17 protein-coding genes and 1 riboswitch are annotated in these 22257 nt (G+C 54.3%); of the genes, 2 read left to right on the top strand and 15 right to left on the bottom strand.

What is annotated here, in order from left to right:
- Positions 1-109: 109 nt before the first annotated feature.
- The 14 genes from ACTVIM_RS02110 to ACTVIM_RS02045 form a co-directional block, all read right to left on the bottom strand.
- Positions 110-1765 (bottom strand): thiamine pyrophosphate-binding protein, encoded by a 1656-nt coding sequence (locus ACTVIM_RS02110; RefSeq protein WP_445613495.1) that lies wholly within the window; start codon positions 1763-1765, stop codon positions 110-112.
- The gene (locus tag ACTVIM_RS02105) at positions 1762-2940 is read right to left on the bottom strand and encodes an aminotransferase class I/II-fold pyridoxal phosphate-dependent enzyme (RefSeq protein ID WP_445613494.1); all 1179 of its coding nucleotides are present in this window, start codon (positions 2938-2940) and stop codon (positions 1762-1764) included. The genes ACTVIM_RS02110 and ACTVIM_RS02105 overlap by 4 nt, the downstream gene beginning before the upstream one ends.
- 727 nt (positions 2941-3667) lie before the next feature.
- Entirely contained in the window at positions 3668-5359 is a 1692-nt protein-coding gene (gene thiC, locus ACTVIM_RS02100) for a phosphomethylpyrimidine synthase ThiC (protein ID WP_445613493.1), read from the bottom strand.
- Between the two features lie 167 nt (positions 5360-5526).
- Positions 5527-5640: riboswitch (TPP riboswitch) on the bottom strand.
- A gap of 126 nt (positions 5641-5766) precedes the next feature.
- On the bottom strand, positions 5767-7020 hold the full coding sequence (locus ACTVIM_RS02095; RefSeq protein WP_445613492.1) for a methyl-accepting chemotaxis protein: 1254 nt from the start codon (positions 7018-7020) through the stop codon (positions 5767-5769).
- Positions 7021-7849: 829 nt separating this feature from the next.
- Entirely contained in the window at positions 7850-8257 is a 408-nt protein-coding gene (locus tag ACTVIM_RS02090; RefSeq protein ID WP_445613491.1) for an RDD family protein, read from the bottom strand.
- Between the two features lie 68 nt (positions 8258-8325).
- Positions 8326-8541 carry a hypothetical protein gene (locus ACTVIM_RS02085; RefSeq protein WP_445613490.1) on the bottom strand — a complete coding sequence of 72 codons (216 nt, stop codon included), beginning with the start codon at positions 8539-8541 and terminating at the stop codon, positions 8326-8328.
- A gap of 27 nt (positions 8542-8568) precedes the next feature.
- Positions 8569-10098, bottom strand: a complete 1530-nt coding sequence (locus ACTVIM_RS02080; protein ID WP_445613489.1) for a SpoIIE family protein phosphatase — start codon at positions 10096-10098, stop codon at positions 8569-8571.
- A gap of 6 nt (positions 10099-10104) precedes the next feature.
- Positions 10105-10437 (bottom strand): STAS domain-containing protein, encoded by a 333-nt coding sequence (locus ACTVIM_RS02075; protein WP_033018122.1) that lies wholly within the window; start codon positions 10435-10437, stop codon positions 10105-10107.
- Positions 10438-10458: 21 nt separating this feature from the next.
- Positions 10459-10860, bottom strand: coding sequence for an ATP-binding protein (locus tag ACTVIM_RS02070; protein ID WP_144972669.1), 402 nt, complete (start codon positions 10858-10860; stop codon positions 10459-10461).
- A gap of 246 nt (positions 10861-11106) precedes the next feature.
- Positions 11107-12750 (bottom strand): LuxR C-terminal-related transcriptional regulator, encoded by a 1644-nt coding sequence (locus tag ACTVIM_RS02065; protein WP_445613488.1) that lies wholly within the window; start codon positions 12748-12750, stop codon positions 11107-11109.
- Positions 12751-12979: 229 nt separating this feature from the next.
- The gene (locus ACTVIM_RS02060) at positions 12980-14386 is read right to left on the bottom strand and encodes a phosphomannomutase/phosphoglucomutase (protein WP_445613487.1); all 1407 of its coding nucleotides are present in this window, start codon (positions 14384-14386) and stop codon (positions 12980-12982) included.
- The gene (locus tag ACTVIM_RS02055) at positions 14337-15452 is read right to left on the bottom strand and encodes a glycosyl transferase (protein WP_445613486.1); all 1116 of its coding nucleotides are present in this window, start codon (positions 15450-15452) and stop codon (positions 14337-14339) included. The genes ACTVIM_RS02060 and ACTVIM_RS02055 overlap by 50 nt, the downstream gene beginning before the upstream one ends.
- A complete protein-coding gene (locus ACTVIM_RS02050; protein ID WP_445613485.1) occupies positions 15433-16620 on the bottom strand; it encodes a glycosyltransferase family 4 protein in 1188 nt (395 codons plus the stop codon). Before ACTVIM_RS02050 ends, ACTVIM_RS02055 begins: the two co-directional genes overlap by 20 nt.
- Positions 16617-17660, bottom strand: coding sequence for a sugar phosphate nucleotidyltransferase (locus tag ACTVIM_RS02045; RefSeq protein ID WP_445613484.1), 1044 nt, complete (start codon positions 17658-17660; stop codon positions 16617-16619). The genes ACTVIM_RS02050 and ACTVIM_RS02045 overlap by 4 nt, the downstream gene beginning before the upstream one ends.
- A 293-nt stretch (positions 17661-17953) precedes the next feature.
- Between ACTVIM_RS02045 and ACTVIM_RS02040 the strand changes: the two genes are divergently transcribed.
- Together ACTVIM_RS02040 and ACTVIM_RS02035 are read left to right on the top strand one after the other, a co-directional pair.
- On the top strand, positions 17954-19120 hold the full coding sequence (locus ACTVIM_RS02040) for a Gfo/Idh/MocA family protein (protein WP_445613483.1): 1167 nt from the start codon (positions 17954-17956) through the stop codon (positions 19118-19120).
- 381 nt (positions 19121-19501) lie between these two features.
- Positions 19502-20263 carry a sporulation protein gene (locus ACTVIM_RS02035; protein WP_445613482.1) on the top strand — a complete coding sequence of 254 codons (762 nt, stop codon included), beginning with the start codon at positions 19502-19504 and terminating at the stop codon, positions 20261-20263.
- 180 nt (positions 20264-20443) lie between these two features.
- On the opposite strand, the gene rlmD is transcribed toward ACTVIM_RS02035, so the two are convergent.
- Positions 20444-21826 (bottom strand): 23S rRNA (uracil(1939)-C(5))-methyltransferase RlmD, encoded by a 1383-nt coding sequence (rlmD, locus tag ACTVIM_RS02030; RefSeq protein ID WP_445613481.1) that lies wholly within the window; start codon positions 21824-21826, stop codon positions 20444-20446.
- Positions 21827-22257: the final 431 nt, after the last annotated feature.

The raw sequence follows: 22257 nt of genomic DNA, 5'->3' as shown, positions 1-22257 counted from the left end.
TTTGCGGCCGCCTCCTTTTTCGAACCATCCAACCGGCACATCAACATTGGCAACGGTGAATATTTTTTGGAACAATCACCGTTCCCAACGAAACGACTGCCGTCCGCGGTCACAGCGATTGCCGCGCCCGCAGCTCCTGCATCGTCGTCGAGACCGAAAGACAATCGGGATCAGCCAGCACTTCAATGACCGTCGGGCGTTTGGCCGCCAGCGCCGCGCACAGCGCCTCTGTGAACTGCTGTTCCGTCTGCACTTGGAAGCCAAGCCCATTCAAACATTCCGCCAAGCGGGCAAACGGAACGCTCCCCAACTCCGTGCCGATGACCCGACCCGGAAACCGCAGTTCTTGATGCATGCGAATCGTCCCGTACATGCGGTTGTTAAATACGACGGAGATGATCGGAATGTCATACCGGACAGCTGTTTCCAACTCTTGCATCGTCATCATAAATCCGCCGTCTCCCGACAGCGACACAACCGTTCGGTCGGGCAATGCCAGTTTGGCGCCTATGGCCGCCGGCATGCCGTATCCCATGGCTCCGGACGTCGGCCCGATATACGTATGGCCTTCGCTAAACGGGAAAAACGTGTGAAGCCAGCCGGCAAAATTCCCTGCGTCGTTTGTGAAAACAGCGTTGTTCGGCAAATGGCGCGCGAAACTCGCCATGGCCGCTTCATACACATTGCGCGGTTTTTCTGGCAGCGTTGCCGTTTGTTCATACTGCTCCCGCCGTTTTGCCACCCATTCTTGCCAGCTCGGCCGCACCGCAATCGTCAGCAGGCGGGATAGCGCTTCCCGACAGTCGGCCCAAATGGCCACGTCCGGCGCGCGCACTTTTCCAAACCCATCGCTGTCCAAGTCAATATGAATGAGCGTCTGATCAGCAGACGGTACACGGTAGTCTTGCGTAGTCACTTCCGATAACCGTGTTCCGAGCGCAATCACTACATCGGCCTGCTCCGCTGTCTCCCTCACCGCTTCTGGCGCTCCCAAGCCGAGATGCCCGACGTAGCACGGGTGATCATGGGGAAATACGTCATGGCGACGGAACGCTGCCATCACCGGCAACGAATACGTTTCAGCCCATAACCGCAGCAGCGGCTCCGCGCCCGCCCACTTGACACCTCCGCCGGCGATGACGAGCGGCCGCTTGGCGCGCGTCAGCCAAGCTTCGACTTCCCGAACGTCCTCGTGGCGCGGAGCCGGCTTCGGCACTTGGGTGGAAGCCATCACAGCTTCCGGGACGGTTTGCCAAAGCACATCCTCCGGCAGCGAAACGACAACCGGACCGGGTCTGCCCGTCTTCGCGGTGCGAAACGCGCGCTGCACCAGCTCCGGCACTCGTTCGGCGTCGCGAATTTCGACCGTCCATTTCGCGAGCGGGCGAAAAAACGCCTCCAAATCAACCTCTTGAAAACCTTCCCGACCAAGAAAGCGGCTGTCCACTTGCCCTAAAAATACGACCATCGGCGTGGAATCTTGCCTAGCCGTATGGACGCCGATCGCCAAATTGGCCGCGCCGACCGCCCTTGTTGCTAAGACGACGCCGCATGTCCGCGCCGCTTTCGCATACCCTTCCGCCATAAACGACGCTCCTCCCTCATGGCGGGCGGAAATGAACTCAATCGACGGCTCTTCATAAATGGCGTCAAGCAACGGCAAGTAGCTTTCCCCGGGCACGCCAAACACATGGCGGATCTGTTCCTGTTTTAGACATTCCACGATGACCTTGGCCACCGTCACGTTTCGAATCGTTCGTTTCATGGCGCCAGCGTCCCCCCATTCACTCGTTTCCACCGCTCCAATGCTTGCTCGAGCCGCTCAATCGGCGCCGAGAGCGAAACGCGGACGTACCCTTCTCCGGCCGGGCCAAACGCCGTTCCCGGTGTGACGATAATCCCCGCATCATCGAGCAGTTGGGTGGCAAATGATTCGGATGAGTACCCTGTGGGAACGGGAACCCATAGGAAAAAAGTCGCCTTCGGACGCTGCACGTTCAAGCCGAGTTCGCGAAGCCCTTCCACCATCCTGTTCATGCGCGCTTCATAAACCAAACTGTTCGCTTTCGCAAAAGCCTGCCCGTTCGTCAGCGCAGCAGCGGCCGCTTTTTGAATGGGAATGAATTGACATGTGTCGATGTTGCTTTTGATGACCGAAAGCGCTCGAATTAGGTGGCGGTTTCCCACCACATACCCGATGCGGCAGCCCGCCATGTTATAGCTTTTCGACAATGAGCCAAATTCGACCGCTACCTCTTTCGCCCCGTCCACCTGCAAAATGCTCGGTGACTGAAACCCGGCGAACGTCACCAATGAATACGCGGCGTCATGGGCAATGAACAGCCGATGCCGGCGCGCGAGGGAAACGGCCTCGGAAAACACGCCGATCTCGGCCACGGCCGCGGTCGGATTGCTTGGATAGTTGAGGAGCATCAGCTTCGCCTCATCATACACGTCGGGAGAAAGCGCAGCAAACTGAGGCGCGTAACCGTTTTGAGCATCCAAGGGCAGCGCCCGGCTCCGCCCGCGGGCAAAATGAACCGCCGTTCGATAAACGGGATAACCGGGATCCGGCACAAGCACAAGCTCTCCCGGCTTCAGAACCGCTTGCAACAGATGAACGATCCCTTCCTTCGAGCCGATCAAAGCGAGCACTTCCGTTTCCGGATCGAGCACGACCCCGTATTCCCGTTCATAAAACCGGGCGACCGCCTCCCGATATTCCTTGCAGCCGCCATACGGCGAATACGTATAATGTTCCGGCGCCTCGAGCTCTTTTTTCAACACCTCGATGACAAAGGACGGCGGCGGCAAATCGGGAGCGCCGATCCCTAAATCAATGACATCGACCCCTTGCTTCACCAGCTCCTCTTTTTTCCGTTGAAAACGGGAAAACAAATAAGGCGGCATCGTCTCCACAAGATCGGAAAACAAAGTCAATCCCCTCCCTCCTCATGCCCCTTCGTTTCAGTGTATGCGCCCGCTAGCTGCTCACATGCCCATTCCTGATCCCGCCCGCACTGACATCTCCCAATTCTCAAAGAAACGTTTCATAGGCAACGCGATCTGCCCCACCCGGGGATGAAAATCTCACGCCAGTTCGGCTGTTCCATAGGCAGCGCGCCCCACCCAGGGTTGAACATCCCGCGCCGATCCGGCATTTTCACAAAAATGTTGCATGAGCAACGTTTTACCCTCCATTCGGGGATGAACATCGGCGTCAGTCCGGCATTTTCACAGAAATGTTGCATGAGCAACGTTTTGCCCTCCACCACCGGGGATGAACATCGGCGTCAATCCTGCACTTTTTCAGAAAACGCTTCCAAAACAACGTGCTCGGCCATACAAATTCGGAGGCGTTTCGAAAAGTCTTGCATTTCGCCGTTGGCCCATAAAAAGAAGCGGCCGGCACCATCTATCGTTCGATGACGCAACTGGCCGCTGTCTATGGAAGCGAAACGCCGGCGAAGGCGCTGCAATAGACTGCGCAGTTTTTCCTTCACAAATTATGTTATGACTAGAAATTTACCCCTTATGCCATTATCATAACGGATAAAAAATAATTTGTAAATATATTTTTATTCTATATTTTCTGCATAATCATATACTCTTGCCTAACTGGCGGGCTTCCGCGCTTTCATACGTTCGTCCGTCCTGAATGGACTTGTCATTGATACAGAGAAGCGCCCTTCTGAACAAATTCCTTCGCTTTCGCTTGCATGCCGTCTTCTTTCATTTTCCGCTGCAGCTCATGAGAAATGCTCATCGAGCAAAATTTCGGCCCACACATCGAACAAAAGTGGGCGGTTTTCGCCGCGGCAGCCGGTAAAGTTTCGTCATGGTATTCACGGGCGCGCTCCGGGTCAAGCGATAAATGGAATTGGTCGTTCCACCGAAACTCAAAGCGCGCCTTTGAGAGCGCATCGTCGCGCTGCTGGGCGGCCGGATGTCCTTTCGCCAGATCAGCGGCATGGGCGGCGATTTTATAAGCGACCACCCCGGCACGCACATCCTCTTTGTTGGGCAGCCCTAAGTGCTCTTTCGGCGTGACGTAGCAAAGCATCGCCGTTCCATAAGCCCCAATGATGGCGGCGCCAATGGCTGACGTAATATGGTCATATCCGGGCGCGATGTCGGTGACAAGCGGCCCTAACGTATAAAACGGCGCCCCATGGCAAATTTCCTGCTCCCGCTCGACATTTTCGCGAATTTTATGCATCGGAATGTGTCCCGGCCCTTCGATCATCACTTGCACGTCATGCTTCCAGGCGATGGCCGTCAACTCCCCGAGCGTCTTGAGTTCGGCAAACTGCGCGTCATCGTTCGCATCAGCGATGGAACCCGGCCGCAGCCCGTCTCCGAGCGAAATGGCCACATCATACTGTCGCAAAATTTGGCAAATGTCTTCAAAATGCGTATACAAAAAGTTTTCTTGATGATGTGCCAAGCACCATTGCGCAATGATCGAGCCGCCGCGCGAGACGATGCCGGTCACGCGGCTAGCGGTGAGCGGAATGTAGTGAAGCCGCACCCCAGCATGAATGGTCATGTAATCGACCCCTTGCTCGGCTTGCTCGATCAGCGTTTCGCGGTACACGTCCCATGTCAGCTTCTCGGGCGCTCCCCCGACCTTTTCGAGCGCCTGATAAATCGGCACCGTTCCTACCGGGACCGGCGAGTTGCGGAGAATGTACTCGCGCGTTTCATGAATGTGCTTGCCCGTCGATAAATCCATCACCGTATCGGCGCCCCAACGCACCGCCCACAGCAGTTTTTCCACTTCATCGTCAATCGATGACGAAACAGCCGAGTTGCCGATATTGGCGTTAATTTTTACATGGAAGCGGCGGCCGATGATCATCGGTTCGCTCTCCGGATGATTGATGTTGGCGGGGATGATCGCCCGCCCCGCCGCCACTTCCTGGCGGACAATTTCCGGATCGATTCGTTCGCGAATCGCGACAAACTCCATTTCTGGCGTGATGATCCCCTGTTTGGCGTAATGCATTTGCGTCACCGCTTTTCCTAGCTTCGCGCGCAAAGGTCGGCGGGCAAAGGGAAGCGCCAGCGAACGAGGAGCGACCGCCCGCGGCTCCACTTCTTCGACATCGGCGCGCTCAACGATCCAGCGATGCCGGAGAGGTGGCAATCCTTTTTCGATATCTGGCTCAAAATGAGGGTCTGTATACGGCCCTGTTGTGTCGTACACACGCACGGGCTCGTTTTCCACTTCGCCGTGGGCTGTCTTCGTCGGCGACAGCATAATTTCTCGCATCGGCACGCGCACGTCCGGACGCGATCCCTCGATATACACTTTGCGGCTAGATGGGAATGACATTAATGTGCGGATGTTTTCCATGCATGGATCCCCTTTCTTTTGATTTCATCGACTGGATCCATGCCATCACGCTTGGAAGAAGGCAACCATCCAAAAGGGAAAGAGAGAGGACGAGACAAAACAAAAACAGGTTCCGACAACGGAACCTGATCGAAGGCAAAAGGGCAAACGAACATGACACGTCCATCTGTTCCCGCTGCCTGCTTCCCTACGCTGGCATGACCCAGATCAGGTTCAAAGGGTCAAAGAACTTCATCGCGTTCTTTTCTCAGCCCGGCTCTCGGACTCCCCTAGCAGATTACGCGTATGACGCGATCACAGCTCATTTTTTCTCATTGTATCGCATCGTCAGCCGGCAGGCAATCTTTTTTTCACTGCCGACTGGGGCGAGATTTAGCCCCCCCTTTCGTATCCATGTTTTTTTTAAATCACACCGAAAAATGCTTCAGCATCGTCCGCATCTCGTCCGCCATTCGGCCCAACGATGCCGACGAAGAAGCGATTTCTTCGACGGAAGCCATCTGCTCTTGCGTTGCCGCCGATACGTTAGCGGTGCTGGCAGACGATTGTTCTACAATATCGGTCATCTGTTGCAACGCTTCATCCACATGACGGACATGATCCGTCATCTGTTCAAGCGCCAGCGAAACTTGTCCGATTTGTTCGCTCACCTGCCCCACCGCCTCACGGATATGGGCAAACGATTCCCCACAAGCATGGGCAGCATTCAGTCCATGCGCCACTTCCGAGACGACCCGTTCGGTGGAAGCGATGGCCCGCTTCGTCTCTTCTTGGATGTAGCCGATCAGCTCAGAAATTTGCTGCGCAGAACGAGCCGATTGTTCAGCCAGTTTTCTCACCTCGCCGGCGACGACGGCAAATCCTTTCCCTTGCTCACCAGCGCGCGCCGCCTCGATCGCCGCGTTGAGCGCCAACAAATTCGTCTGTGAGGCGATGCCCGTAATGGCCTCGGTAATTTGTCCGATCTCGTTCGATCGTTCGCCAAGCGCTTTGACGATCTGGCCTAGCGATTGGACATGACCGTAGATAAACTGCATTTGCTCCGACATTTTCTCCACCGATTGCTCCCCAGACTCGGCCTTTGCCGCGGTTTCCTGGGCCCGATGAGTGACATCTTTTGTCCGACGATCCACATCGCCGAGCGTTCGGGAAATGGTATTGACTGCCGCCGCCGTGCCGCGAACAGCGCTAGTCTGCTCTTCGGCATGAGACGCCATCGTTTCCATGGTGGTCGCGATTTGTTCGGTAGCTTTTGTTGTCTGTTCGGCGACAGCGGCAAGCTGTTGCGAATATTGCGCGACTTCCTCGGCATGATGCTGGATGCTTTTCATAACTTCTTGCCATGCGTCCGCCATATGATTTAACGATGCCGCGATCGGCCGCAGCTGGCGCACCCGGTCCAATGGCACGCGCGCCGTCAAATCCCCCTCCGTCATCTTCTCTAAGTGGCGGTTAATAACGGCGATCGGCGCAACAAACCGCCGGTAGTTGAGCGACGCGGAGATCAGACCGATCAGCGCACCAAACAGCACGGTGGCCATCAACGTCCAGCCAAGCGCTGCACCATGAATGTCATTCGCTAGGCAGACCCCCGCGCCAATCGCTGCCGTGCCCGGAATGACAACAAACATCGTGCGGATGATATAGCTCGTTAGCGACAAACCCTTTCTCCTCCTTCTTTTGTCACGTCAGTCGTTTCATGGTGATCACTGCATGAGATCGATTCGCTGCCGTGCGTTCATGTAAATTTTACCGATATAAGAATTATACTAATGAAAAATGATCATCCGAACAACATTTTTATGCCTCAAGCCTCTCTGCCCCCCCAACAACCACGTTTTTGTCTTTTTGAAATTTTTCTCAAGCGCGTGAATATGTATTGATGGCTAAGCCAATTTATTCGACATTGGAATAAAAAATCCTCCCGATTTCCGTCGAACACACACGAAATATGAATTGGATGAACACCGTTGCCAAAAGGTCGGTGAAAAACCGCTGTCACACACCAATTAGAGGCATTTTCATTCAGATAAAGAAAGCTGATTCTGCGAGGTTTCTCTCATTGAGAAACGGGTGGAACTCGGCGGTATTTTGCACAAAATCACCGGCCTCCTAGAAGGCTGGTGAAAAACAGTGGTTTCCTTTGGTCGATGAATAAAAGTGCGCGGTGTTGCAAGGCTTTTCTATTTGAGAAACGATGCTAGGAAGCGGTGTGCACGCTTTCATCACTATCCCCCTAGAAAGCTGGTGAAAAACCGCTGATTCCTTTCATCAATGGGAGAATGAGTGAAAAACAGGATCAATATGGTAAAACCGTACCCGCGATGAAATCGCCAGCTTTCGAAGAACGCGAGAGCTGACTGAGAGGCAAAGACACGTTTTATCAAGGCTTCGCTTCTTGAGAGTCAGCGCTGATGTCCTCATCCCGCATCGCAACTCTGCGAGCAAAAACAAACAGGCCCCCATTTGGAAGCCCGCTCGTTTCCTTGTTTACGCCGTCGGCTTTTCTGTTGTCACATACGTGCCGGCGATAAAATCGTGAATCGATCGTTTGTCTTCTCTTGCAGCTACCATCATCGCACTAATAAGAAGTCCCATTCCAAAAGTAACAAAATACACAAGTCTGTCGACAAACGAACGCAAAAACATCGTACCAAGGCCGACTTTGCCGCCGTTTACTTTGGCAATTCGGATGCCGATCATCCGTTTGCCGACCGTATAGCCATACCAGACCGCTGGAACTACTAGAGCGTAAAGAATGTTGGCGACCGAGGTAAACCAGTTCGTTTCCATACTGCCCGTAATCAAATAGCCGATGACCGAAATCGGAATGCCGATCACAATGGCGTCCAACAAGTTAGCCAACAGCCGCTTCCAAAATCCAGCTGGACGGTTCATTTCTATCTGTCATTCCTCCTTTTGCTCCGCTGATATCATTCTATTCTTGACGAACGGCGGAATTGTCTTTATTTCAGCAGACATTTTTCCAAATGAAAAACATCTTTTTCACCATTCATGACCGCTAAACGTTCTCTAGCACGAGGACGTAACCACGCAAGGACGATAAGGTCGGTGACGGCTGCCACCAGCAAATCGGCGGCATCGCGCGAAAAAAAAGTCGATTTCGTCAGGCTTTTCTCACTGAGAAACAGATCGAATCGCACTATTTTGTACGGAATCACCGCTCCTTGATCGCCGGCGCTGTTTCACTACCATAATTTCGCAGCCACTGCTGAAAAATCGTCCGGGAGCGGCCCTTTTTGGACGAAATAACGGCGCAAGCGCGATAACAGCGCTCGTTCATCGAGCGAAACATACGGCGCGATCGCATCGCGAAACGTCTCAATTTTTTGACGCACTGAACCCACCTCCTCCCCTTCGATGGCTCCGTCCGAATACAAAATGAGCGTCGCCCCCGGTTCATAACGCAGCCGCCCGCTCTCGACAAAAAGCCGCGGGAGCAAACCGATCGGCGCACAGCCGCGGTCCAACTCCGCCACCGTTCCATCCGGCTGAAACAAAAATCCAGGTGGATGACCGGCCGAGGCATATTCGATCATTCGCTCCTTCACATCGACCAGCACATACATCGCCGTAAAATAATACGTCGTCCGCCCGTTTTCGTGATACAGTTGGCGCATATGGCGGTTGAGCTCTTGGAACACTTCGTTCGGAACGATTCCCTTGCGGATAACCCCGTTCAGAAGCGAACGAACGGACATGCAAATGAGCGAAGCCGCCGCCCCATGCCCCATCACATCCATTAAAAAAATGCCATAACGCCGTTGATCGATCGGATACCAAGCGTACATATCCCCACCCACCTCCCGCGACGGTATGTACGTTCCAGCAATGGAAATCCCCTCAGCGGATAACGGCTTGCTCAATACCCGTTTTTGCACTTCGCGGGCCAGCTTTAAATCATCTTTCACCGCTATGATATCCGGCTCTTCTAAAGACGAACCAGAAAAGAGGAACAAATAAAAAACAATCTCCCCCGCGCGATCGCGAACGGCTTTTACCATCGTTTGCCTCACGCATGGCGATCCTTGCTTTCGCCGCCAACACACCCTCCCTCTCCACTCCCCCCTTTCTTCATTCTCGGCCTTGACCACCTCATAAAACCACGCATCATAATAGCCGGCATACAGCATATGCAACGGCTGGCCGATAATTTCCACCCCATGGCCGGTCATTTTGGTGAACGCCGGGTTGACAAGCCGGACGGTAAACTGTCCATCCGTCACGAGCATCGCCTGCTCGATGGCTTCATACACGTGTTCAGCCAGCTGGCGCTCGTCCTCATTCCGTTTCGCTTCCGTAATCTCCACGACAACGCCGCTGACCAGCTTGATCCCCTTCGTGCGCGCCAACACGGGGACCGTTTGTTCAGCCACCCAGCGCACCGAGCCGTCCCGCTGGTTGATGATGCGGTACGTTTGAGCGCTCTCCTCCATCTGCGAAAGAAGCCGCCATTTGTCTTTCGCCTTGATTCGATCGTCCGGATGGGCCACTTTCTCCCAGATGTCCCGATCGTTATAAAACGCTTCTGGCGGCAGTCCATAGAGCCGCTCACATGATGCTGAAATAAACAAAAGCTGCTTCTTTTCCGGAGCGGCCAGCCAATATACATAATCCCGAGGTCCAAAGAGCACATTCATTTTTTCTAGATTGGCGAGCAGCTCGCGCCACGCCAAACTGTCATTCCATTGCACACTTTCCCAAAACCCATCCACCATAGAACGTCATTCTCCGACGAAATAATCAAGCGCTTCCTTCTCTGTGGCAAATAGTTTGATAAACGAAGAAAATTTAACAATATGGAAAATCTCAGCAAGCGACCCTTTGACACCGGCAATCACCAGTTCCTTCTGACAAGCTCTGGCCGTCATCACGCTGTCAGCGATCGCACCGAGCCCGGCGCTGTTAATGTAGTTGACTTTCTCCATGTTGACAACGAGATAGTCGGCCTGTTCATTCAACAAGGTTTCAAGCGCTTGGCGGAACGATTCAACATTGTTTAGTGTAATATCCTCTGTCCATGTCAGCGTGCAAATTGCTCCTTGTTTCGTCTCCATCCTGCTTCCTCCAATGGCCACTCATTTTTTTTTGCATTTGCACATACAAAACAAAACGTTGTTCCCTTCCTGCTTTACGTACACATCGTCAACAATATGGGCGATCAGCTGTAGCCCTCTGCCACGCGGTCCTGTGTTGACAGTGTCATGATTCGTGATGGAAAAGCATCCTCCTTGTTGTTTAACCACAATCATTAACTGCCCCTCATCGATTTTCCAAAACACCCTAAACGGAAGTTTCTGGACCTTTTGACAGTATTCATAGGCGTTCATGCATGCCTCCTCCGTCGCTAAACGGAGAAAAAGGCAGTCACGCGGCAAAAATCCCATCCGCTCGGCCAGCTCTTCTGTCACTTCCATCGCTTTTAAAATATCAGCCGGTTTCATGATCGTCATCGTTCGGATCATGATCGTATGTTTCATTGACATTCCCCTATCCTTGTGCACTTTGTACGTGCAGCCATGGCAATATGCACTTCCCTCACTATACAGCACGGCTACTTTGGGGAAACAGATTCAAAGGGTCATTTGATTTCCTTACTCTTTCATCTAGACACTAGATATAGTTCCTGTTTACTATACTCACATTATAATACAAAATGGGTCTCGTTCCAATTTCCTACATGATAAAAAAGGACATCATGGCATCGTCTGCCCAATGATGTCCCCCTAACGGCGCCGTCGGTGGTTTAATTGGTACACTAGAGCGATCAGCTGCGACCGGTCATTGACGCCAATTTTCTGGAAAATATTCGTAATATGGTTTTTAACAGTATGAACGCTAATAAATAGCCGTTCAGAAATTTCGCGGTTACTGCATCCTTGAATGAGCAGCTCAAGCACATCCATCTCCCGGGCGGTCAACTGTTCGGACAACATATCAATATCGACGATTCCTTCATCACCTTGGTAGACGGCGCCTTGCATCATTAATGCTCCGATGGCGGCCAGCGCCGCTATGTAGACTTCCGCTTCTTTCGCCTCGACCGGCTGTCTGATATGAACAGCGAGCACGCCATAATAACCGTCGCGGACAAAAAACGGCACTTCCATCACGGTCTTGTCCCCGATCGGAACGAGGGTCGGCGCTTGATTTTTCGCTTTCTCACCGCGTCCGTAGCGCCGGCGCACCTCATCCCGGTAGCCGGACGCCGCCGAAGCCGTAAGCGCCCCTTCATGAATCACCGTCGTCCTATCGTCACAACACCAGACGGCACAAACAAACTCACCATACGCAAGCTCAACCGCGAATTCGACCATCATCCGCACGATTTCTTCCTCATTTTGCACTACGCGCATCGCTCGGCCAATTTCCATTAACATCGACAGCCGCATTAAATGGCGGTCGGTTTTCGCGCTCGCTTCCGCACATCTCGTCAACAGCAGCCAATGTTGGACGAGCATATGGCCAAGCGGCAACAATTCCTCCGCCGGCGAAAGAGCCGTCTCACTAGCGACAACGGCCCATCCTTCCAGCGTCTGTTCATACACCGCTGGATAAACGATCAGCATCTTGGGGCGGATGTCGTGGCGGACGAAAAAAGAAAAGCGCGGGTCAAGGGCAACGTCTTGAAAATAAATAGGATGAAACGGCCCATCCCAAGCTACCAATGGCGGAAACAGCGGATCAATGGTCCTTCCTTTTAATCGTTCAGCCTTCTCCCCGTTGGCTGCCACCACGACGCATGCCTGCGGACGCCTTTCAATATATAGCGCGACATCGAGCCGCGGATCCAACTCTTGCAGGCGCGCTAACAGCCGGCCGGCATCATACACAAGAGGATGGTCGGCCACCGCCGCCTCCAGCGGTTTCCCATACGCGTGATACCGCTGTTTGCAGCGCTCGCCGCGGATCAGTTCTCCACATATGGCCGCCATTCGCTCAATGTCCCGAAGCTTCGCCTCCACCGCACCGGCAGGCAGAACGGCCGCTTGGGCAATCACTGCCGCCCATTTGTCATCAACCATCGATTGCTCGCGAACGAGCCACTTCGTTTCCTCTTCGATCAGCACCCCAGACCAAATCCAATACTCCGCCTTGCCATCGACAAAGATGGGAGCGAGGATGCTTTTCATCCCTAGGCAACCGACCGGCGCCAAAATCGGCCGCTGCCAACTTTCAATCGATAATTCCCGCGGACAAAAAAACGTCGTCCCCTCCTTTTGGGCGACAAATAAAACGAGCTCAGCCAGCTCGGTCAAGTTGGACACTTTTGTGACAGGATTGCCGTCATCGTCAACGATGATCATGCTCAGTTGGGTCAAGGCCGCATACGCATCTTGGACATATTGCAACAGTTCACGAATCGCCACGCCTTCAACTCTCCTACACCACTTTTTTATTCTTCAATATATTATGGACAAACCATTTGCAAGAAATCAAGCCTAAGGCTTGATCGGAGCGACAAAAACAAACCGGCGCAGCGCCCGCAGAAACCGGCGGGCGTCCAACGCCGGAACAATCATTCGCCCTTCAGACGGAAGGACGCGTGAGCGGCTTCAAACATTCTTCCAAATAAAAACATCCTTAGCCCCAAAAAATTTACCAATCCACCCGCAGCCCAAACGGCCGCAAACCATCGGCAAGTTCACGCTTAATCTCGGCTAATGCCTCCTTCGTCTTCGCCTCGGCGCGCAAGACAAGGATGGGCTGCGTGTTTGATGGCCGCACCAATCCCCAGCCTTCCGGAAACTGGATGCGAGCGCCATCCACATCAACAACCGGATAGCGGCCGGCGAACCGGTTTTTCACCGCGGCAATGGCATCTGTTTTCTTCTCTTCTGGGCAAGCCACGCGCGTCTCCGGCGTCGCCACGTAATGGGGAACATCGGCAAACCATTGGGACAATGGGCGCTCGCCGTGCGACAAGAGACGGAGCAACCGCCCGGCGGCGTACAAAGCGTCGTCATAGCCGTAAAACTCATCATTAAAGAACAAATGGCCAGACATTTCGCCAGCAAACGGGATGTCTGGACGGCGACGCAACGTCGCCTTCACATGCGAGTGGCCCGTCCGATGGAAGAACGGCTTTCCGCCGAGCCGTTCAATTTCTTCGACAAGCGCCTGCGAACATTTCACTTCAACCGGCGCCGCCGCTCCCGGATGGCGCTTGAGAATCTCGCGCCAGAACAGCACCATCAGCTGATCGCCCCAGCGAATGGTTCCTGTTTCATCGACGACTCCGATTCGGTCGCCATCGCCATCAAAGGCGATGCCGAGATCCGCGTTCTCTTTGCGCACCGTTTCAATCAAATCCGTCAAGTTTTCCGGTACGACCGGATCTGGATGATGGTTCGGGAACGTCGGATCGGATTCGCAGTAAAGCGGGATGACATCGCATCCCCACTCTTTGAGCACTTGCGGCGCAATGATCGACGGAGTACCGTTGCCGCAGTCAACGACCACCTTCAACTTGCGGGGGCCAAGCTGAATCTTCTCTTTGAGCATGCCAATATACGCCGGAACAAGATCGAACGTCTCCTCGCGCCCGCGCGCCGCTAGTTGCGGCTGTTCTTGACTGAGCCGCTCCATCGCTTGGCGGAGCGCCTGAATACGTTCGCCGTAAATCGTCGTTTTTCCCATGGCGATTTTAAATCCATTCTCATCGCCCGGGTTATGGCTGGCGGTGACGATCATGCCGCAGGGGATGTTCGTGTAATATAAGCTGTAGTAAAACATCGGTGTCGTCGAAAGTCCGATATCGACAACATCGCAGCCGCCATCGAGCAGCCCGTCTTTGAGCGCTCGATGCAGCCCAGGGGATGACAGACGGTTGTCATGGGCAACAACCGCCTTTTTCTCCCCTTCCTTTTGCATCATATCGGCAAAAGCCCGTCCGAGCCAATACGCGAACGACTCATCGAGCTCCTCGCCAGCTCGTCCGCGAATATCGTACTCTTTAAACACGTGCGCCGGCCATGCGAACGGTTTTGTAGTGAACGAGTTCATCAACAGCCACCTCCACCGAAATAGATTGTGCGATCGCTGCAGTCAACAAGTACGATAGTGTGGATTCCGCCCCCCGATTCGGGTTCGGACCGTTCGGACCAAGCCCGTCACAGCAGCTGCCGTCGCTCGGATCGGCCAGCGGCACCTTGCCATCGTTTTCCCCGTAAAACCAAGCAAGACAGCGGCGGACGACATCCCGATACCGGCCGTCGTCCGTTGCCCAATACGCTTCACGCGCCGCCAAAGCGAGCTTCATCACATCAAGCGGCTGCTGGTCCCAATCGGCGCGATAGCGGCGATTGCACCAACCACGGTTGCCGATCGGCCGGATGACCCCTCCCGGTCCGCTCATGTTGTCAATAAGGAAAGCAAGACTTTTTTCCGCCACTTCCCTTACCTCATGGCGCGGCGCGCGCCGATACGCCGTCCAAAGCGCCCACGGCAGCACCCCGTTGGCGTACGTCAGCTCCGGTTCATACCATCGCCAGCGGGCATCAGCGTTGCTTGCGTACGCTGATAGGAGCCGCTCTTCGAATCGTGCCGCCAACGCGGCCGCTTCCTGCTCATCGACGCTTGGAGGGCGGCCTTCCGTCAGCAACACCCCGCAAGCCGCCAATCCCCAAGCCGAGCCTCGCAACGACCGAAGCTCCCATGCCGCCGGTATAGCTCGCCGCAACATCTCAGCCGCCGCCTCGCGCCGCGCCGGATCACGAAGGCGGACGTACGCCATGGCCGCCGCCCAAAACGAGCGACCAAAACAGTCATCCGATGGGGTTTCTTCCTCCTTTGTCCGATCAAAGAAAAAGTTGTTATGGAACGTGCCATCCTCATTTTGCGCCCAAAGCAAAAACGCCAAATAGCGATCAAGCAGGCGATAGAGCCGCTCGTTTGTTTTTGTGTCTTGACACAGGGCGAGCCATTCCAAACACACCCATATCGCCCGGGCATTGTCATCGGTCGAATACCCTTCGCGGCGGCGAGGAATGCGGCCTAAGCTGTGCTCGAGCAACCCGGTGTCGTCAGTCATGCGCTCGAGATGATCGAACTTAATGACTGACGATGCCAACGGTCTTCACCTCCCCACGTTTCGCGGCGCACATGCGCGCAAACAAGGCGACATGCTGTTCGCCGACGCGCGGCCAATGCGTGTTTGCCCCGATTTGGCGCATCTTTTCCTCCCAGCGCTTTAACGCCGCCTCGTCGGCCAACAGCTGCCCGAGCCGCTCTTCCCAGACAGTTGTATCGCCATATGGCAACAACAGCTCTTCACAACCTTGCAACAAATCGCGCGCATGCTCATACGGCGTCGAAACGACCGGACGACCGACGCCGACCGCATAGGCAAGCGTGCCGCTTGTAATTTGTTGCATGCCCGGGTACGGGGTGACGTATAGATCGCATGCCGTCAAATAATCAATCAATTCCGCTTCGCTGAAATACCGATCTTCCATACGGACATGGCGCTCAAGCCCCAAACGGTGAATGAGCGATTTCAACTCGTCGCGATAGGCTTCTCCTTCCCTCTTTTTCACTTCTGGGTGCGTCTGTCCAGCGATGACATACAGCGCTTCCGGCACCTTGCGAACAACGCCCGGCAATGCGGCTAGGACCGACTCAATGCCTTTGCCGCGGCTGAGCAAGCCAAACGTCAACATTACTTTGCGGCCACTGAATCCGAGGCGACGGCGCAGCGAATCGCGGTCCTCACTGCTTGGACCCGGAGCGCCGTGCGGAATGTAGACGATTTTCTCCTTTGGCAGACCGAACGCCTTCACTAAGTAGGGGATCGCCTGCCGGTTCATGACGATGATCGCATCGCTTGCTGTCGCGATTTTCTCTTGAATCGGGCGATACGGCGGCTCAGGCTCGGCAAACACCGTATGAAACGTCGTTACGAGCGGCTTATGGAGCGCGGCGATGAAATCAAGAATGTATTCGCCCGCCTCGCCGCCGAAAATGCCGAACTCATGCTGCAATAAAACGACGTCGATGTCGCTTTCATTCACCCGTTTGGCCATCTCGGCATACGCCGCGCGGTTTTGCGCCGGAAGCGGCCAATACATTGGGTGGTGGCGATAGGCGTCATCGCCATCGCTTTCGTTGTACAACACGATGATGCGGTCACCGTCGGACGGACCGCGGACGCCATCAATACTTTGGCGCAAATGTTCCGTAAACGTCGCCAGCCCGCACCGCCGCGGCGGGTACGTGCTAACGTAGGCGATTCGAATCATGCTTGCACCGCCTCCTTGAACTGATTAATAATCGAATCTTCAAACACTTCGCCCGCTGGCGTCACCGTCCGATAGCCGAAAATGCTGTTTTGCAAACGGCTGCGGTCACGAATGACAGAGCGGTCCCAAACGATCGTTTGCGCGCAATGGACGCGGGCGCCAATTTGACAACGATCACCGATGACCGCATTCGGACCAATGACAGCCTGCGGACCAATTTTCACGTGATCACCGATGAGCACAGGCGGCACAAACAAGACGCCAGCCCCAATCTCGACGTTTTCCCCAACAAACACGCCCGGTTGAATTTCACGTCCTTTGAGCGGAATCGGAAATTCCCGGCTCAACGCATCCCAATGCACTTGGCGATAGCGGGCCGGCGTCCCCATATCGCGCCAGTATCCGTTGCTGACGATGCCGTATACACCGACATTCTTCTCGATCAGCAGCGGGAACGTTTCCCGCTCGATCGACACTTCCCGCTCAGCCGGGATATAGCGCATTACGTCCGGCTCGAAAATATACATGCCGGCGTTGATCCGGTTCGATGGGGCTTCCTCGCGGCGCGGCTTTTCGACAAAGCGCAAAATCCGTCCGCAGTCATCTTGTTCCACAACTCCATACGATGACGGATCATCGACTTCTGTTAGGACAATCGTGGCCAATCCTCCGTGCTGGCGATGAAAATCGAGCAGCGGAATTAGCTCAGGCAAGTGGACGATATCGGCGTTAAACACAAGGAAGCGTTCGTTCAGCCAACGCTCGGCGTTTTTGATCGCTCCAGCCGTTCCGAGCGGGTACGGTTCAAGCGCGTATGTAATCTTCACATTCCAGCGCTTCCCATTTTCGAAATAGCGACGGATCACGTCTGAACAATGATGTGCGGCGATGACAAATTCGTTGACTCCTTGGTCGCGAAGATGAACGATGAGGTGTTCAAGCCATGGCCGATTGGCAATCGGGGCCATCGGTTTGGGGATGTTTTCCGTCAACGGACGAAGACGTGTACCTAATCCTCCTGCCAGCAACAATGCTTTCATTTCCTCATCCCTCCATATCTTTTTTCACCAAAATCAACATGGCATCGACGGATGAACGAGAGAATGAAAGTTGTTCGTAGATTGCTAGCACTCAGCTGTGATGATTGCTAATAATACTATACATAATTTTCTTCTTTGATGGCAAGTGAAATGATTGTCGGATCGTGTCGGCGAGCTTTTTTACCGCTTAGCAAGGAGCGTTCCGCCTCTCATTCTCTCTTTCTTCGTTATTCTTTGCGGTATAATGAATATCGGTAATGCTATATATATGTGAGGGAGGAGGAGAATACGCCATGATTTCATCTTTCCGTTACCATGTTGGCATTGCCGGTGCCGGCGCGTTCGCGGAGTTTCTCGCCGGCGCGCTCGCTTCGCTTCCTTCCTTTCATCTTTTCGCTGTCGCTGGGCGGACGGACGCCAAGCGCCAACGCGTGATCGACGCCTATCACCGCCGTCAGCCGCAGGCGGGCGATGTGCGCGAATACCGCGAGGCGGAAGAATTGATCGTTGACCCACACGTTGATATCGTCATTCTCACCACCCCACCGCATTTGCACGCGCCGCTGGCCAAGCGGGCGCTTGAGGAAGGAAAACATGTGTTGCTTGAAAAGCCCGGCGGCCTCACCGCCGAAGCGCTGCGGGCGAACAGCCAGCTCGCCGCCCGCCAAAACCGGGCGTTGGCCGTCAATCTCGTTCTTCGCTACCACCCGCTCACCGAAACTGTCAAGCAACTCATCCGCCGCGCGCTTCTCGGAGCGGTGGACTACGCAAGCCTTCACAACGCCGCCCATCGCGTCGCCGAAGGCCATTGGTTTTGGGACGAACGGCGAAGCGGAGGCATCCTGATCGAGCACGGCGTTCACTTTTTTGAAGTTGGACGTGACTGGTTCGGCGAGGCGGCTGAAGCGCGAGGGTTCGCCTTAACGGATTCGGACGGCACACGGCCGCGCGTCGGTGCCACGATCATTCATGAAGGCAACGGACGACGCGTCCCCGTCCATTATTACCACGGCTTTACGATGGACCCAGCCGCTCCGGAGTCGACACATTGGGACGTTCATACGACGCGCGGACGCATCACGCTTGACGGCTGGATCCCAATGCAGCTATCCGTCTCTGGCCTCGTCTCAACCGATGAGGCGGCGCATATGGACGCTTTGCTCGATGCCATTCCGAAACAACCGTCCTCCCGCGCCATCGAACAAATCAGGCAAGCGGCCGACCGCCTGTTGCCGTCGGTTCCACGGTCAGACGCCCCGCGCATCCCGTACGAACGCACCGTGGTGCTCTCGGACCGCCACGGGTGGTACGAAGCGATCGCCCAAGCGCGCTTTCTTGACTTTTGCCGCCTGATCGAAAATTCGAATGAGCGCGGTCTTGTCACGCTGCAGGACGCCATCGCCGACCTCGCCCTAGCCGAAGCGTGCACCGCCGCAGAAACATCATCGTCTGCTCGCTAAGCAGCACAAAACAAGCCTGTTGGGGCTGCAAAGTAACCGCCAACAGGCTTTTTCGTTTGAAACACCGCTTTTTTCCAAAACAGTGGAGCTCCTTCAAACATGACGAATGCGGCATCCGCTGGTCAACTTGACTAAAGAGCTATACGGGTTTGCCAAACCATACGGTTGGGGGACAAGAAGAGGCTTTCTGCTGTTGTGAAGCTTTAAATCAAACCGTTTTCCTTGCTGCAATCTAAACAGGACAAGAAGACGCTTTCCGCTGTTGTGAAGCCAAACGGAACAGGCAGGGACGGTGCCGTTCCCTCTTTTTTGAAAGGACGAAACTTTTTCACTGGACGCTCCGTATTCTCAACTGAAATCGATGACAGGGAGGCGAACTCATTGTTCAAAAAACTGTTAAGTTCCATCGGCATCGGATCTGCCACGGTCGACACAAAACTTGCCAAAGCGCAATACGCTCAAGGGGAAACAGTCGAAGGCGTCGTCGAAATTCGCGGCGGCAGCGTGGAGCAGCACATTGATAAAATTGATCTAGCGTTAGTGACGACGTATATTCGCGAAGTCGACGATCACAAATTCGAAGAAAAAGCTGTGCTCGCCCGACACAAAGTGTCTGACTCGTTGACAATTGGGCCGAACGAAACAAAAACGATCCCGTTCCGATTCACCCTGCCCTATGACACACCGGTGACGCTCGGCTCTTCTAAAGTGTGGCTGCAAACCGGCTTGGATATTCAAATGGCACTGGATCCGCAAGACCGGGACTACCTCACCATCGAACCGCATCCGCTCGTCACAGCGTTTCTTGAGGCGGCCCACCAACTGGGATTCCGCCTCCACCATGTGCAGTGCGAACAAGCGCCGCGCTATTGGCAGCGGCGGCTGCCGTTTGTCCAAGAGTTCGAGTTTCGCCCGGCAAGCGGAGCGTTTCGGGGCCGCCTTGACGAATTGGAAGCCATCTTCTTTGTGTCCGAGCACGGCGTCGAAACCATTTTGGAAATCGACCGCAAAGCGCGCGGATTGGCCGGGTTGCTCGCCGAGGCGCTCGATATGGACGAAACGCTCGTCCGCTTCACCTACGGGCCGAACGATCTCGCCTCGCTGCCGCAATTGCTGGCCAATGCCATTCATCGATATAGCTGAACCACAAGGAGGGTGTCCCACAAGGATCGGGACACCCTCCTTCATCATACGAACCATCCGTTTTTGCCGCACTATATGTTGTGCTCAACTGAAAGACAGACGGCCTTTTGGTTCAGCTCCCGATGAATGAAGCAGTTCAGCAAAATTCGATTCCCTCCGGCCAAAGGAACAAGTCTTTCCTTATGATGACTTCACCAGCAACGCACAACACTCCACATGCGCGGTATGCGGGAATAAATCGACCGGCTGGACGATTTTCAATGTATAACCAAATGGAACCAATTCAGCCATATCTGCCGCCAACGTTTCTGGGTTGCACGAGACGTAAACGACCCGCTCCGGCTGCGCCCGGCCGATTTTGCGCATCACCTTCCCGCCTGCCCCTGAGCGCGGAGGATCCAAAAGCAACAGCTCCGGCCGTCCGAATTGTTCGAGCACCTCATCGATGCCGCGCCGGGCGTCCCGCGCCAAAAAGTACGTGTTGTCGATGCCGTTGTCTTTCGCATTGCGTTTCGCCGATTCGATTGATGTTTCCACAATTTCAATGCCGGCTAACGCCTTGACCCGCTTGGCAAACGGCAAAGAAAACGTGCCAACCCCGCAAAAGAGGTCGATCATTTTTTCGTGCGGCTGCGGATTTCCCATCTCCAACGCCAGCTCGACCAATTTGGCCGCTTGCACCGGGTTTGTTTGGAAAAACGTGTCAAACCACAGACGGTAGCGAAACCCGCACAACTCGTCATAAATGAAATCACGACCGGCCAACACATGGGTTTGTTCGGACTGAGTGCGGTCGGCCCACGCCCGGTTTTCCAGCCAAAGCAAGCTTTTCACTTCCGGGATCGCCTTTGTCATCCGTTCCGTCAAATCATCGGCGGCCTGCTTTAGCTTCCCTTCCGGCGCCTCGGTCGCGAAAAGCGCCACCATGACTTCCCCGGTCGCAAACGACTCGCGCACCATGAGATGGCGAAGCAGCCCTTCATGCGTATCCTTATGATACCCAGGCAGCCGATGGTCGCGCGCCCAACGCGCCACCTCCATGGCCGCTTTGACGATCTTCTCGCCGGCAATGAGGCACGTCTCCAACGAAATGACTTGCCGGAAGTTCCCGTGCTCATGCAGTCCAAGCAACCCTTCCGGAGAAAACGTAAACTCCATTTTATTGCGGTAATGCCACGGATGTTCCATTCCGATCGTCCCGCGAACAACGTTCGGGTCAAATCCGTGCTGCTCCAAAAGCGCCTTCACATGCTCCGTTTTATGGCGCAGCTGCCCTTCATAATGCCAGTGCTGCCAGACACAGCCACCGCAACGGTCAAAGTGCGGACACGGCGGCGCAAGCCGTTCCCGATGCGGCTCGATCACTTCTTCCAGCCGTCCCTGAACTCTGCGCCGTTTTGGCTCATCGACAACGACTCGCACCTTCTCACCCGGCAGTGTAGACGGAATGGCCAGTTTCATCTTCTTTCTTTTTCCTTCCTCTTCATGCCAAACGTTAGCCTGTCCAATTCCTTTTTTATCCAAACTATCAACAGTAATACTGAATGACGATCTATCAATCAATGTTGTTCCTCCTTCCTGCCTTAGAATTAGCTAATCACTTTATGTATTGTACACAATAAGACGACGAATCTAAAGATCGAGCGATCCAAGATGCCAGTTAAACCCTTTGTTTATAATGATTACCAAAATGTCTCAGAACACCTTATCCGACGACGAGCAAGGGCCAACAATGCGGATTCAACCACCTCCAAAAAGCTCGATGAGTTAAAGGGAAATCTGGCTCTTTAGCATAAAAAACCTTGAATATATACTAAGTTGAAATTTTATTTTACATCCCGCTGATTACTCTCATATCGGCTTGTACTTAGATGAAACCCGCAACGAAAAAACTTATATAGACCCATCCAGCGATGAAACAATAAACATTCATCAACCTGATCATGAATAAGCTTGACTTCTTCAAGAGATGTAACTATAATGGTTACAACGGT

This window comes from Geobacillus sp. YF-1, assembly GCF_052692335.1.
This window is presented reverse-complemented; position numbering and strand designations above follow the sequence as displayed.